Source organism: Streptomyces sp. NPDC107562, assembly GCF_055657325.1.
The window spans coordinates 459553-473971 of record NZ_JBVKBE010000003.1 but is presented as its reverse complement, the minus strand read 5'-3'; the positions used below and the strand labels follow the sequence as shown (position 1 = coordinate 473971).

At 72.2% G+C, this 14419-nt stretch carries 10 protein-coding genes; 6 read left to right on the top strand and 4 right to left on the bottom strand.

From position 1 onward, the window contains the following. Positions 1 to 247 precede the first annotated feature (247 nt). Positions 248 to 2032 carry a glyoxylate carboligase gene (gene gcl, locus ACZ7LV_RS12315; protein ID WP_471938462.1) on the bottom strand — a complete coding sequence of 595 codons (1785 nt, stop codon included), beginning with the start codon at positions 2030 to 2032 and terminating at the stop codon, positions 248 to 250. A gap of 167 nt (positions 2033 to 2199) precedes the next feature. Between gcl and ACZ7LV_RS12310 the strand changes: the two genes are divergently transcribed. Next, positions 2200 to 2847 (top strand): hypothetical protein, encoded by a 648-nt coding sequence (locus ACZ7LV_RS12310; RefSeq protein ID WP_471938460.1) that lies wholly within the window; start codon positions 2200 to 2202, stop codon positions 2845 to 2847. Positions 2848 to 2868: 21 nt separating this feature from the next. Here ACZ7LV_RS12310 and ACZ7LV_RS12305 read toward each other — a convergent pair whose 3' ends face one another. Beyond that, positions 2869 to 3630: an SDR family NAD(P)-dependent oxidoreductase gene (locus tag ACZ7LV_RS12305; protein WP_471938458.1), complete on the bottom strand. Its 762-nt coding sequence runs from the start codon at positions 3628 to 3630 to the stop codon at positions 2869 to 2871. A 148-nt stretch (positions 3631 to 3778) separates the two neighbouring features. On the opposite strand from ACZ7LV_RS12305, the gene ACZ7LV_RS12300 reads away from it, so the two are divergent. Further along, positions 3779 to 4705, top strand: coding sequence for an AraC family transcriptional regulator (locus tag ACZ7LV_RS12300; RefSeq protein WP_471938456.1), 927 nt, complete (start codon positions 3779 to 3781; stop codon positions 4703 to 4705). A 25-nt stretch (positions 4706 to 4730) separates the two neighbouring features. On the opposite strand, the gene ACZ7LV_RS12295 is transcribed toward ACZ7LV_RS12300, so the two are convergent. Continuing rightward, the gene (locus ACZ7LV_RS12295; protein WP_471938454.1) at positions 4731 to 6401 is read right to left on the bottom strand and encodes an AMP-binding protein; all 1671 of its coding nucleotides are present in this window, start codon (positions 6399 to 6401) and stop codon (positions 4731 to 4733) included. 254 nt (positions 6402 to 6655) lie between these two features. On the opposite strand from ACZ7LV_RS12295, the gene ACZ7LV_RS12290 reads away from it, so the two are divergent. Then, positions 6656 to 9472 carry a helix-turn-helix transcriptional regulator gene (locus ACZ7LV_RS12290; protein ID WP_471938452.1) on the top strand — a complete coding sequence of 939 codons (2817 nt, stop codon included), beginning with the start codon at positions 6656 to 6658 and terminating at the stop codon, positions 9470 to 9472. Between the two features lie 225 nt (positions 9473 to 9697). Beyond that, positions 9698 to 10489 carry a S1 family peptidase gene (locus ACZ7LV_RS12285; protein ID WP_471938450.1) on the top strand — a complete coding sequence of 264 codons (792 nt, stop codon included), beginning with the start codon at positions 9698 to 9700 and terminating at the stop codon, positions 10487 to 10489. A gap of 125 nt (positions 10490 to 10614) precedes the next feature. Here ACZ7LV_RS12285 and ACZ7LV_RS12280 read toward each other — a convergent pair whose 3' ends face one another. After that, on the bottom strand, positions 10615 to 11709 hold the full coding sequence (locus tag ACZ7LV_RS12280) for a winged helix DNA-binding domain-containing protein (RefSeq protein ID WP_471938448.1): 1095 nt from the start codon (positions 11707 to 11709) through the stop codon (positions 10615 to 10617). A 170-nt stretch (positions 11710 to 11879) separates the two neighbouring features. Here ACZ7LV_RS12280 and ACZ7LV_RS12275 point away from each other — a divergent pair, with 170 nt between their 5' ends. Both ACZ7LV_RS12275 and ACZ7LV_RS12270 read left to right on the top strand, forming a co-directional pair. Then, entirely contained in the window at positions 11880 to 13010 is a 1131-nt protein-coding gene (locus ACZ7LV_RS12275) for a magnesium and cobalt transport protein CorA (protein WP_471939200.1), read from the top strand. 270 nt (positions 13011 to 13280) lie between these two features. After that, positions 13281 to 14366: an acyltransferase family protein gene (locus ACZ7LV_RS12270; RefSeq protein ID WP_471938446.1), complete on the top strand. Its 1086-nt coding sequence runs from the start codon at positions 13281 to 13283 to the stop codon at positions 14364 to 14366. The last annotated feature ends 53 nt before the right edge of the window (positions 14367 to 14419 follow it).

Below are 14419 nucleotides of genomic sequence, written 5' to 3'. Positions count from 1 at the left end.
CAGACCCGGGTGCCGGACCCGGAGTGTCAGACCCGGGTGTGAGACCCGGCTGCCGGACCCAGGTGCCGGGCCCGGGTGCCAGACCCGGGTGCCGGGCCCGGGTGCCGGACCCGGGTGCCGGACCCGGCTGCCGGGCCCGGGTGCCGGACCCAGGTGCCAGACCCGGGTGTCGGGCCCGGGTGTCGGGCCCGGGTGTCGGGCCCGGGTGTCGGGCCCGGGTGTCGGGCCCGGGTGTCGGGCCCGGGTGTCAGACCTTCAGTGTCTTGATCGACGTCGGCGCGTGCCCGGGCTCCGTCGCGAGTTCCTCGAACTCCACGACGTTACTGATGTCGTTCGTGCCGGACATGGAGATGTTGGTGATCCGCTCCAGGATCGCCTCGACGACCACCGGCACCCGGAACTCGGCGGCGAGCTTCTTGGCCTGCTCGAAGGCCGCGCCCAGCTCGTTCGGGTCGGTCACCCGGATCGCCTTGCAGCCGAGGCCCTCGGCGACCTTGACGTGGTCGACGCCGTAGACGCCGAGCTCCGGCGAGTTGAGGTTCTCGAACTCCAGGTTGACCTGGAAGTCGATCTCGAACGCCCGCTGCGCCTGGCGGATCAGGCCCAGGTAGGAGTTGTTGACCAGGACGTGCACGTAGGGGATGCGGTGCTGGGCGCCGACCGCCAGTTCCTCGATCATGAACTGGAAGTCGTAGTCGCCGGAGAGGGCGACCACGGACGCCTCCGGGTCGGCCTTGGCGACGCCGAGGGCGGCCGGGACGGTCCAGCCGAGGGGGCCCGCCTGGCCGCAGTTGATCCAGTGCCGCGGACGGTAGACGTGCAGCATCTGGGCACCGGCGATCTGCGAGAGGCCGATGGTGGTGACGTACCGCGTCTCCGGGCCGAAGGCCTTGTTCATCTCCTCGTAGACGCGCTGCGGCTTGATCGGGATGTCGTCGAAGTGGGTACGCCGCTGGAGGGTGGCCTTCTTCTCCTGGGCGGCGGCCGACCAGGCGGAGCGGTCGGGCAGTCGGCCGGCCGCCTTGAGCTCCCGGGCCACCTCGACGAACAGCTCCAGCGCGGCCTTGGCGTCGGAGGCGATGCCGTAGTCGGGCGCGAAGATCTTGCCGATCTGGGTCGGCTCGATGTCGACGTGCACGAACTTCCGGCCGGCGGTGTAGACGTCGATCCTGCCGGTGTGGCGGTTGGCCCAGCGGTTGCCGATGCCGAGGACGAAGTCGGACTCCAGGAACGTCGCGTTGCCGTAGCGGTGCGAGGTCTGCAGCCCGACCATGCCGGCGTTCAGCTCGTGGTCGTCGGGGACGGTGCCCCAGCCCATCAGGGTCGGCACGACCGGAGTGCCGGTCAGCTCGGCGAACTCCACGAGGAGTTCGGCGGCGTCGGCGTTGATGACGCCGCCGCCGGCCACGATCAGCGGGCGCTCGGCGGCGTTCAGCATCCCGATCGCCTTCTCGACCTGGGCACGGGAGGCGGCCGGCTTGTAGACCGGCAGCGGCTCGTACGTCTCCGGGTCGAACTCGATCTCGGTGAGCTGGACGTCGATCGGCAGGTCGATGAGGACCGGGCCCGGACGGCCGGAACGCATCAGGTGGAACGCCTGCTGGAAGACGCCCGGAACCTGTGCGGCCTCCAGCACGGTGACCGCCATCTTGGTCACCGGCTTGGCGATCGAGGCGATGTCGACGGCCTGGAAGTCCTCTTTGTGGATGACCGCGGTCGGCGCCTGTCCGGTGATGCACAGGATCGGGATGGAGTCCCCGGTCGCGGAGTACAGGCCGGTGATCATGTCGGTGCCGGCCGGGCCGGACGTGCCGATGCACACGCCGATGTTTCCGGGGTGGGTGCGGGTGTAGCCCTCGGCCATGTGCGAGGCGCCCTCGACGTGGCGGGCGAGGGTGTGGCTGATGCCGCCGGACGCCTTGAGTGCCGCGTAGAACGGGTTGATCGCCGCGCCCGGCACACCGAACGCGTCCGTGACGCCCTCGCGCCTGAGGATCTCGACTGCCGCGCGGGCAGCGGTCATACGAGCCATTGAGTACTCCTGCTTCGGCTGTCGGATGCGTACTCCCGTCGCGCCCCGCCGGTGAGCACTTCCGTATAGCGGAAAGTAACTTCTACGATCTGGAAGCAATGTACGGCTCGGCGCCAAATGCCGTCAAGGCACGGACAGGCGGGGCGGGACAGGAGCACCATGTGGCCATGCCCGAGAGCCTGCCGGTGCGCTGCCCGGCCTGCCGACGCGAGCACCTCTACGCCGCGCCGTCCTACCCCTGCGCCTGCGGCGCCCCCTCCGGCCCGGCGCCGGACCCGCGCGCCGCGCCGGAGGCCGTCGCGCACCGCAGCTGGGACGAGGAGTGGGTGGAGGTCCCCTGCGCGCCCTGCGGCCGGCTCAACCAGTGGCCGCGCCCGGAGCTGGGCTGCCCCTGCGGAGCCGTGCTGCGCCTGCCAGTGGCCGTCCCGGACGCCGGCCCGCGACCGCCCGTCGCCCTGCGCACCGCCCGCGACGCGGTCACGGCCGCCGCCCTCTATCTGCACCGGCTCGGCCACCGCGACCTGCGCCGCGCCGACCAGCGGCCCCCCTCCGGCATCGGGCTCTCGGCCGACGGCCTGCTGGCCCAGGTCGATCCGTCCGAGCGCCCGGCGACGGTGCGGGACGTCGAGTGCCTGTGGCTCATGGCCATGACGGAGTCGGTGCGCTGCGTGTACTTCTCCCTCTCCGGGTACGCCGTCGAGGCCCGCGCCCGCGCCGACTCCCTCGGCGTCCCGCTGTTCGCCGTGGACGACCCGACCGGCACACCGCGCCCGGTGAACCAGCCCGCCGACGCCCTGCACGCCACCCTGACCTGAGGTCCGTGGGGTCGGGGGCGCTCAGAGGTTGTAGCCGCCCGACACCTCCAGGTTCTGGGCGGTGACCCAGCGGCTCTCGTCGGAGACGAGGGTGGCGATCATCGCGCCGATGTCGTCGGGCTCGCCGACCCGGCCCAGCGCGGTCTTCGCGGCGAGCGCCGGGATCACCTCGGGGAACCGGGTGAAGGCGTCGTCGGCGAGACGGGTGCGGGTCGCGCCCGGCGAGATCGCGTTGACCCGGATGCCGCGGGCGCTGAACTCCTTGGCCATGTAGCGGGTCAGCACGTCCAGGCCACCCTTCATCGAGGCGTACACCGAGTAGCCGGGCTCCAGTCCGGTGGTGGTCCCCGCCGAGTTGCTGCTCGTGTTGACGACGGCCCCGCCGTCCGCCATCAGGGGCAGCAGCCGTTGCGTCAGGAAGTAGGGGCCTTTCAGGAGCACCCGCATCAGCCGGTCGAACATCTCCTCGGACATGTCCTCGATCAACGCCGTCTGCGCGATGCCGGCGTTGTTGACCAGGCAGTCGAAGGTGTCGCGCCGCCAGGTGTCGCGCAGCACGCCGGCCACCGTGTCGCGAAAGGCCTCGAAGCCGGCGCTGTCGCCGACGTCCAGCGGCAGGGCGACGGCGGTGCCGCCCGCCTTCTCGATGGCGGCGGCCGTCTCCCGTCCGCCCTCGGCGTTCCGGCCGTAGGTCAGGATGACCCCGCAGCCGCGCGCGGCGATCTCGATCGCGGCGCTCCGCCCGATGCCGGAGCTGGCGCCCGTGACGATGGCGACCTTCATGATCGTCCTCCCGAAAGTGGTGGTTGTTTGGCTTCTGCCTCCATTCAACGGTCCTGAGCTGCGAAGACGTACAACGATCCTCGCCGGGACTTGCACGATCCTCTCGATCCGGGGTGGTGTGTCAGACGAGGGGTGCTGCAATGGACGTATGCACCTCGATGAGCGAAGCCCGCGTCTGGAAGAGCTCCGCACCCTGCTGGCCCGGCACGCCCGGCCCGACTGGACGACCGCCGTCGACGGCGTCCTCGTCTCGAAGATCGACCGGCCGGATCCGCCCGCGCCGTCGATGACCGGCACGGTGCTGGCGGTCATCGCCCAGGGCGCCAAACGGCTGGCGCTCGGCGAGAAGGTGTTCGAGTACCGCGCCGGGCAGTATCTGGTCGCGTCGGTCGACCTGCCCGTCACCGGACAGTTCCTCCAGGACGTGCCCGGGCAGCCCGCGCTGGGCTTCGGGCTCACCCTGGAGCCGTCGGCCGTCGCCGAGTTGCTGCTCCAGGAGGGGCCCGGGGACGCACGCCGGGCCCCCGGCGGCGCGCCGCCGGGGATCGTCGTCAGCGACGCCCCGGACGCCTTGCTCGACGCCGTGGTCCGGCTGCTGCGCCTGCTCGACGCACCCCGCGACCGGGCCGTGCTGGCCCCGCTGTTCAAGCGCGAGATCCTGTGGCGCCTGATCACCGGCGAGCAGGGCGCGACGGTGCGCGCCCTCGGTCTCGCCGACAGCGGGCTGAGCCACATCTCGCGGGCGGTGCGCTGGATCCGTGAGCACTACGCGCAGCCCTTCAGGGTCGAGGACGTGGCGCGGCTGTCCGGCATGAGCGTCTCCGCCTTCCACCGCAACTTCCAGGCGGTGACCGCGATGAGCCCCATCCAGTTCCAGAAGCAGATCCGGTTGCAGGAGGCCCGGCTGCTGCTCGCGACCCACCCCGGCGACGTCACCGGCGTCGGCCACCGGGTCGGCTACGACAACCCCTCGCAGTTCAGCCGGGAGTACCGCCGCCAGTTCGGCGCGCCCCCCAGCCAGGACGCCGCCCGGCTGCGGAACGCCGCGCGCACCCCGGCGGCGGCCCTGCCCTGACCGATGCCCTGACCGGACGCCCGTGTCAGCGGAAGTCCTCCTCGCGGTACTCCTCCACCGAGCCCGCGGCGGTGGCCTCGCGCAGCTCGATACGGCGGATCTTGCCGGAGACGGTCTTCGGCAGGCTCCCGAACTCCAGCCTGCGGACGCGCTTGTAGGGCGCGAGGGTCTCGCGGGAGTGCTCGAAGAGCACCTTGGCCGTGTCGGGCCCCGGCTCCCAGCCCTCGGCGAGGACGACGTACGCCTTCGGGACCGCGAGGCGCAGCTCGTCGGGTGCGGGCACGACGGCCGCTTCGGCCACCGCCTCGTGTTCCAGCAGGGCGCTCTCCAGCTCGAACGGGGAGATCTTGTAGTCGGATGCCTTGAAGACGTCGTCGGCGCGGCCGACGTAGGTGATGTAGCCGTCCTCGTCACGGGAGCCGATGTCGCCGGTGCGGTACCAGCCCCCCGCCATCGCCTCCGCCGTGCGCTCCGCGTCGCCGTGGTAGCCGGTCATCAGACCCACCGGACGGCCCGACAGGTCGAGCGCGATCTCGCCCTCGGCGGCACCCGGCGCACCGGAGACCGGATCCAGCAGCGCCACGCGGTAGCCCGGGCTGGGGCGGCCCATGGAGCCCGTCTTCAGGTGCTGGCCGGGGCTGTTGGACACCTGCACCGCGGTCTCCGTCTGCCCGAACCCGTCGCGCACGGTGACCCCCCAGGCCCGCCGCACCTGCTCGACGACCTCGGGGTTCAGCGGCTCCCCGGCGGCCACCACCTCGCGCGGCACGGTGCGCAGTTGCGTCAGATCGGCCTGGATGAGCATCCGCCACACGGTGGGCGGGGCGCAGAACGTGGTCACGCCCGCCCGGTCCATCTCCGCCATCAGGCGGGGGGCGTCGAAACGGGCGTAGTTGTGGACGAAGACGGTGGCCTCGGCGTTCCACGGCGCGAAGAGGTTGGACCAGGCGTGCTTGGCCCAGCCCGGGGAGGAGATGTTCAGATGCACGTCGCCGGGCTTCAGGCCGATCCAGTACATGGTCGCCAGGTGCCCGATCGGGTACGACGTGTGGGTGTGCTCGACCAGTTTCGGGCGGGCGGTCGTGCCCGAGGTGAAGTAGAGCATCAGCGTCTCGTCGGCGCGGGTGGGACCGTCCGGAGCGAAGTCCGCCGGGGCCGTGCGGGCGTCCTCGTAGCGCAGCCATCCCTCGGGGGCGCCCCCGACCGCGATACGCGTCCAGTCGCCCGGCACCTCGGCGAACTTGCCGCTGTCCTCGGCGCGGACCAGGACGTGCCGGACCCGCCCGCGCTCCACCCGGTCGCGCAGGTCCGCCGGGCCGAGCAGCGGCGTGGCCGGGATGACCACGGCGCGCAGCTTCATCGCGGCCAGGGCCGTCTCCCACAGCTCGACCTGGTTGCCCAGCATCACGAGGATCCGGTCGCCGGCGCCGACGCCCTGTGCGCGCAGCCAGTTCGCGGCACGGGCCGAGCGCTCGGCCATGGCGGCGAAGGACACCTTCCGCTCGGTGCCGTCCTCCTCGACGAGGTGCAGGGCGGTGCGGTCGTTGCCGGCCGCGACGACGTCGAACCAGTCCAGCGCCCAGTTGAAGTACTCCGGGCGCGGCCAGCTGAATCCCGCGCAGGCGGCCTCGTAGTCCTCGCGGTGGTGCAGCAGAAAGTCCCGGGCCGTGCGGAACTGCTCCGTCGCCGTCGTCATGTGTCCTCCTGGGTGCCGGACCGTCGCCGGGCGGTTCGCTCACATCGTGTACCGCGCGGGGCGGGTGTCACCACCCCGCAACGGGGGCGCGTGGCCACGCATGGGCGGGCCCCGGCACGGGCAGACCATTCACCTGACCGTCGACTGAATTTGCCCATGCATCCCTGTTGTTATTTCCCTCACCACCTCGGCGCTCCGGATTTCAATGAGTTGTTGCCTAGAATTTGGCCCGGACACGACACACGGAGGGAGCGGTGACCGTGCGACAGGACTTCAAGGAGCCTGCCCGAAGCCGCCCCGAGCTGGTCATCGGCCAGGAGGACCTGTTCACGGCGGCCCGTGAACAGCTCGGCCGCGGGGGCAGCGTGCTGCTCCACGGGCCCGCGGGAATAGGAAAGTCGACCGTGCTGCGGGCATTGGCCGCGGATTACGCGGAGGCGGCACGGACCGTGCTGCGCTGCTCGGCGACCGAGTCCGAATCGCATCTGCCCTTCCTGGCCCTGGCCGACCTGCTCGGCCTGGTGCTGGAGGAGGTGTCCGGCACGCTGCCCGCCGCCCAGCGCACGGCGCTGGAGTCGGCGCTCACCGGCCGCGGCGAGTCCACCCTCCAGCGCGACGGCCTCGCGCTGCGGCTCGCCGTGCTGTCCGCGCTGCGCGCGCTCGCCGCCCGGGGTCCCGTCCTGGTCGTCGCGGACGACGTGCAGTGGCTGGACTCCGCCAGCTCCGAGCTGCTCGGCTTCGCCGCCCGCCGCCTCGGCGACACCCCGGTCACGATGCTGTGCGCGGTCCGCACCGAGGGCCAGGAGTACGACCACCACCTGCGCACCTCTCCCCCGGACACCCTCGCCGTCCGGCTCGGCCCGCTCACCCGCGCCCAGGTCTCCGCCCTGCTCGACCACCGCGGCTACACCGGGCTGCCGCGCTCCACGGTCCGCGACATCCACCGCACCAGCGGCGGCAATCCGCTCTTCGCGCTGGAACTCGGCCGCGCCCTCGCCGAGAACCCGACGCCGCCGCGCCCCGGCGAGCCCCTGCCGGTGCCGACCTCGCTGCGGGCCCTCGTCCTGAGCCGGCTGGAGATGCTCTCGGCGCAGGCCCGGCACACCCTGCTCGTCGCCAGCGCCGGGGCCCGGCCCACCCTCTCGCTGCTGCACGCCGCCGGGCGGGAGAACGCCGAGGCCGAGACCGCCCGCGCCGCCGAACTCGGGCTGCTGGCCACGGAGGCGGAGGGGCCCGCCGTGCGCTTCGCGCATCCCCTGGTCTCGGCGGCGCTGTACGCGGAGGCGCCCGCGCACCAGCGGCGTGCCGCGCACGCCGCGCTCTCCACGGCGGCCTCCGATCCGATCGAGCGGGCCCGGCACCTGGCACTGGCGACCACCGGTACGGATCCGGAGGTGGCGGCGCGGCTCGCCGGTGCCGCCATGCTGGCCCGCGACCGGGGCGCGCCCTCGGTGGCGGCCTCCCTCGGACTGCTGGCCGCGCGGCACGCACCGGCCGACAGCGTGCCGGGCCCCGACGAGCGGCGTCTGCAGGCGGCCGAGGACGCGATCACGGCCGGCGAGGTGGACCTCGCCCAGGACATCGCGCGTGAGGTGCTCACCCGGGCCACGGCCGCGGCGGAGCGGGTGCGGGCCTGGATGGTGGTGATCGAGGCGGCCGGACAGGCGCTCGGGGAGGTCGACGCCGCCTTCCCGCAGGCGCTCGCCGACGCGGGCGACGACCCGCGGCTGCTCGGCCTGGTCCACTACCAGCTCGCCTGGCGCGCACTGGTCCTGGACGGCGACTTCGCCGAGGGCCGGGAGGAGGCCGCGCACGCCGCGGACCTGGCGGCGCGGGCCGGGGACCGGCGTACCGAACTGCTGGCCCTCGCCCTCCAGGCGCAGGCCGAGACCCTGATGGGTCATCCGGACGCGCCCGCCACCATCAAACGGGCGCTCAAGGAGCCTCAGGACCCGCAGGTGGCATGCCACCACAACGGAGCCGGGTCGACCCGCTTCCGCTGGCTGCTGATGAGCGATCAGCTGCCGGAGGCCCGCAACACCGTCACCGCGCTGCTGCGCGAGGTCCGGCGCCGCGGCATGGTCGAGAGCGAGGTGCACTTCCTGCGGCTGCTGGCGGAGACCGAGCTGCGCTCCGGGCACTGCGGACGCGCCCTGGACCTGGCCCGCGAGAGCCTGCGTCTCGCCCGCGACTTGGGCATCGGCGAGGTGGCCTCCGCGATGCTCGCCTCGCTCGCCGAGGCCTCCGGCGGCAACGTGGAGCAGGCGCTGGCGCTCGCGCGGGAGGCGGTGCAGCACGCCGAGGAGGACGGCGACCAGATCTACGTCTCCCGCGCGCTGGCCGCCCTCGGACACGTCCAGTTGGTCGCCGGGGACGCGCAGGGCACCGTCCGGTCGCTGCGCCGGGTGCGGGAACTGGAGAACGGGCTCGGTGTCACCGACCCGGCGCGCGGCCGCTGGCACGGGGACCTCGCGGAGGCGCTGGTGCGGATCGGCGAGCCGGCCGAGGCCCAGGACGTCATCGACGTGACGCGCGCGCAGGCCCTGCGGCTGGGGCGGGAGAGCGTGCTGGCCGTGCTGGACCGGGCGGAGGCACTGGTGCGCGCGGCGGGCGGCGAACACAAGGCGGCGGTCGTCCAGTTGATGTCGGTGCAGGACCGGCTCGGCAAGCTGGGCTACGGGCTGGAGGAGGCGCGGGCCGCCTTCGAACTGGCCCTGCTCGGGTCCGGGCACGGACCGGGTCCGGCGTCGTACGACGAGGCGGCGCGGCTGTTCCGGCGGTGCCGGGCGCTGCCCTGGCTGCGGCAGGTCGACGCGGCCGCGGCGGCGGGGGCCACTCCGGACCGGCAGCCGCCTCCGCCGCCCGCGACGGCCGTGCTGGAAGGGCTCGCCGCGATGGAGCGTCAGGTCGCGGAACTGGTGATGGAGGGGGCGACCAACCGGGAGATAGCCGGGCGACTGTTCATCAGCGTGAAGACGGTCGAGGCGACGCTCACCCGGGTCTACCGCAAGCTGGGGATCCGGTCCCGCGTGGACATCGTCCGGCTCGCGGCGGGCCGGCACGTCAAGTAGGGCCGGGGACGGGCCCCACGCCCCGGCGGCGCCGGTCGAGGCACCCCGTACCGAGGGTTTTCCCTGCCCCAACCCCCTTAGGGGGTTCCCTCATTGGGACGGACGTGTGCCCCGCCCTAGCTTGGGCATGTGCCGCTCGCCGGGCACACGGGGGTCGGACCCGAGTCCCTCGTGCTCCACCCCCCACCCGCGCGACCCCCCACCGGCAACCCCTTGAGGAGTCTCATGTTCGGGCTCACCCGTGCGAGAAGGACCGCGGCCCTCGTCGCCGCGACCGCTGCCGCCGCCGCGACCGCGCTGCTCGCCTCCCCCGCCGCCGTCGCCGCCCCGCAGCCCATCGTCGGTGGGACGACCACCACGACGACCGCGTACCCGTTCATGATGCAGATCACGGACGCCTCGCAGAACCAGTTCTGCGGCGGCACCCTGGTCTCGCCGACGAAGGTCGTGACCGCCGCCCACTGCATGGTCGGCGAGACCACGGGCAGCGTCCGCGTGGTCGGCGGCCGCACGTACCTCAACGGCACCAACGGCACCGTGAGCCGGGTCAGCAGGATCTGGATCCACCCCGGCTACTCGGACGTCACCCACGGCGACGACGTGGCCGTCCTGACGCTGTCGACGTCGATGCCGTACACCACCGCGAAGTACGTCTCCTCCTCGCAGACCTCGGTGTACGCCGCCGGCACCACGGCCCGTGTCGTCGGCTGGGGCACCACCTCCCAGAGCGGCAGCTCCTCCAACCAGCTGCGGACCGCGACCGTCCCGACCGTGTCCGACTCCAGCTGCCGCACCTCCTACGGCTCCGACTTCGTGGCGAGCGACATGGTGTGCGCCGGCTACGCCTCCGGCGGCGTCGACACCTGCCAGGGCGACAGCGGCGGGCCGCTGCTCATCGGGGGCGTCCTCGCGGGGATCACCTCCTGGGGCGAGGGCTGCGCGCAGGCCGGGTACCCCGGCGTCTACACCCGGCTGACGACCTTCTCCAGCCTGGTCGGCGCGCAGGTCAACTCGTAACGGGTGACAATTCCTGAAGGCGCCTCAGGCCAGTAGACCAGGGGGCGTTGCGGGCCTCCACGAGCGGCCCGCAACGCCCCCTCTCCATGCGCCGCGAGCGGGCGTCCTCCCCGCGCCGGGACCGGTCACGGCAGGACGGTCCCGAAGCGGACGTCGTACGACGCCCCCTCGTGCAGGACCTGGAGCACGCGCGCGCCCTCCTCGGTCACCCGGTCGCGCTCCGTGCGCGTGAGGGTGCGGAACGGCTCGACGACCAGGGCGTCGTCGAGCAGCCGCCAGACGCCGGCCAGGAAGCCGTCGACCAGGAGCGGGCAGTGGAAGGTGTTCACCTGCCAGGTGCGGCCGTGGTGCGCGGGCGGCACCACGCGGGCGCGGTCCGCGTGCGAGAGCAGCAGGTTGTCGAACTCGGGCAGGAAGCGCGGCGGGGCCTCGGTCTCCGGGTCGGGGCGAGGGGCGTCGGGAAGGTCGAAGAGTTCGGTGCCTGCCCCGTCCCGGAAGGTGATCAGCCGGGGGCGGAGCCGTTCGAACACCGGGCGCATCCGGGTCAGGCCCGACCAGGTCTGCATGTCCTTCACGGAAGCGGGCCCGAAGGCACCGAGGTAGCGCAGCACGGCGCTGTCCGAAGTGGCGGCCGGCTCACTCGGGCGGCCCAGCCAGTGCTCGGCGGTCGTGAGGCGGACCTGCGCGCTCCTGCCCCACAGTCCGCGCGGGGTGATCTGGACCAGCGGGAGCGTGCAGCGGGCGGCGACGGCCAGTGCCTGCGGGTCGGCGTCGGGCCACTCGAAGGACAGCGCCTCGCGCAGCTGGCGCATGGTGCGCGGCTCGGCCTCGACCAGCTCACGGGCGATCCCGGCCAGCCGCTCCAGGTCGACGCCGGCGAGACCCTTGCGGAAGATCCTGAGCTCCCGGTCGCGGGCGGGCTGCACCAGCGGGCGCAGGGTGAGGGAGTCGTCGGCGGTGTGCAGGTGGATGGTGGAGCGCAGGGTGACCGTCCGGACCGCCGCGCGGTCGGCCAGAAGCGCCGAGAGCTGCTCGGGACGGAAGCCGTCGAGGCGGGCGGCGAGCGCGTAGTAGGGCGGCTTGACCTCCTGGGCCTGGAGTCCGACGAGGTGCTCCACCGCCGCCTTCGCGGACAGCGGCGCGCGGCGCAGGAGCAGCTGGCGGTCGAGGGTGGCGCGGTTCAGGGCGCGGGTGCCGAGCACTGCCGTCGTCTGGGTCATGCTCCGCACGCTAGCGGGGCTTGCGGACAGTTTTGGTCCGCATTTCCGGCCTGCATTGCGGCCCGCGTCTCCCTGTGCGGACCGCGTTCTCCTTCGCCGCCCCGCCCGAGGCCGTTTGCCCCCTATATCCTTGCGACCGATCAGCCGTGGACCGAGCGGGGAGGTGCCCCATCGCCTGGAGGAACGCGTCGAAGAGGTCCGGCCGGCGCCGCACCCCGCCGCCGCCACCCGCCGGCCCGCCGCCCGCGGCCGGTACGCCGCCCGCGCAGCCGGCCGAGACGGGCAGCGTGGTCGAGGCCGCGCTGTACGAGGACGGCGTCCGGGTCTCCTCCCCCGCGACCCTCGCCGACACCTACCGCGAGCTGAACGAGAAGCCGGCCGGCATGGCCTGGATCGGCCTGGCCCGCCCCACCGAGCGCGAACTCCACTCCCTCGCCGAGGAGTTCGACCTGCACCCGCTGTCCATCGAGGACGCGATGGAGGCACACCAGCGACCGAAGCTGGAACGTTACGGCGAGACCCTGTTCGTGGTGCTGCGGGCGGCCCGCTACCTCGACGCGCCGGAGGAGGTCGACTTCGGCGAGCTGCACGTGTTCGTCGGCCCCGACTTCCTGATCACGGTCCGCCATGGCGCGGCCCCCGACCTCTCCGCCGTCCGCCGGCGCATGGAGGAGACGCCGGAACTGCTGAGGCTGGGCCCGGAGGCGGTCCTGTACGCCATCCTCGACGCGGTGGTCGACGGCTACGCACCGGTCGTGGAGGGCGTCCAGACCGACATCGACGAGATCGAGACGGAGGTGTTCCGCGGCGACCCGGAGGTCTCGCGGCGCATCTACGAACTCTCGCGCGAGATGGTCGAGTTCCAGCGCGCGACCCGTCCCCTGGTCGGCATGCTGCACGGCCTGATGGCGGGCTTCGCCAAGTACGGCACGGACGAGGAACTCCAGCGCTATCTCCGCGACGTCGCCGACCACGTCACCCACATCAGCGAACGCGTCGACGGTTTCCGCCAGGCACTGACCGACATCCTGACGGTGAACGCCACCCTGGTGACCCAGCAGCAGAACGCGGAGATGCGCACGCTGGCGGAGGCGGGATTCGAGCAGAACGAGGAGATCAAGAAGATCTCTTCGTGGGCGGCGATCCTGTTCGCCCCGACGCTGGTCGGAACCATTTACGGCATGAACTTCTCCCACATGCCCGAGCTGCACTGGGGGTTCGGATACCCCTTCGCGATCGGCCTCATGGCGATCGTTTGCACCAGTCTGTACTTCATCTTCAAGCGCAAGGACTGGCTCTGAGCCCGTCAGCGAGGGACCTACGAGAACCTGGTTCAGGGTGAAAGTTCGCTGGAAGTTTGTCTTTTTGAATTTCTCTGTTCACTTGTGGCTGGCTATTGAGCCCGACCGACGGCGCCCGTAGGGCACAGAAAACGCAACTAAGTTTTACGATTACCACACCGATCACCTATGCTCGCCTGGCCCCACGGCGCGACGTTTCCGCCTCCGGTCCATCGGTGGCGCTCCTGTGTCGGGCACACATCGGAATCGTGTCGGAGGCTTCGAGCAGTTATGGCACTGCCATCGAACGAGCGGCTTCAGGCTGCCTCGATATCGGACAGAGTCCCGCGCTGGGACAACGTGCGGGCGCTGTCGGCGACGTTGATCGTGGTGCTGCACACCACCGGGCCGGCCGTGCCGGACGGTGGACTGCTCGACACCTTCAACATCACCATGTGGCCGCTGCGCGTCCCGGCGTTCGTCATCCTCGCGGGGGTGTTCAGTCACGGGGGCCCTCTGGAGTCGCGCTACGCGCGCGGCCTCGTCGGCAGGATCCTCGTCCCCGCCACACTGTGCTGGATCCTGCTCTCCACGGAGAAGATCCTGCTCGGCATGGAGTTCACCTTCCACCTGAGCCGGTGGCCCTGGACCCTGTGGTTCCTGATGGCCCTGCTGTGGTGGCGGCTGCTGCTGCCCCTCATCACGCAGTTGCGTTTTCCGCTGCTCTGCACGACGGGGCTCGCCCTCGTGGCCGGTTACTTCGGCGAGATCGGCGACAACTACGCCGGGGCCCGGACCCTGATGTATCTGCCGCTGTTCTACCTGGGCTGGCGCCTCGGCCAAGGCACCCTGTTCGCCTCGTGGTTCACCTCGCGCCGCACCCTGCCCCTTGCCTGGGCCGGACTGATCGCCGGTCTCGGCGGTGCCTTCCTCGTCTGGCGGCCGTGGCCCCACTCCGCGGTGCTCTACGACGACGTGCCCCTGCCCGCCGAGCTCGCCTGGTTCCCCCGGTTCTTCATCCTGGTGGCGTCGGCAGCCCTGGTGCTGTGCCTGCTCCGTGTCACCCCCAACCGGCGCATCCCGTACATCACGTCGATGGGCGCCGCAGGCTTCACCATCTACCTCCTCCACCCCTTGTTCATCCGCCCCTTCCTGGTCCTCGGCTACGCCGACCGCGTCGACACCCGCGCCGAACAAGCCGCCATGTTCCTCGGCGCGGTCGCCCTGGCCGTCTTCCTCGGCAGCCCCCTGATGCGCCGCCTGGCCCGTCCTCTGACCCGTCCCCCGATCGACCGTTTCCTTTTCCGGCCGAAGCCGAAGGCCCCGGCACCGGTACCGCAGCCCCAGCCCCAGCCGCCCAGGGAACTCGTCGGCTGACGCACGGCGGTCCGTCGACCGGCGGGTGGGGATCCGCCGGTCGGCGGGGGTGT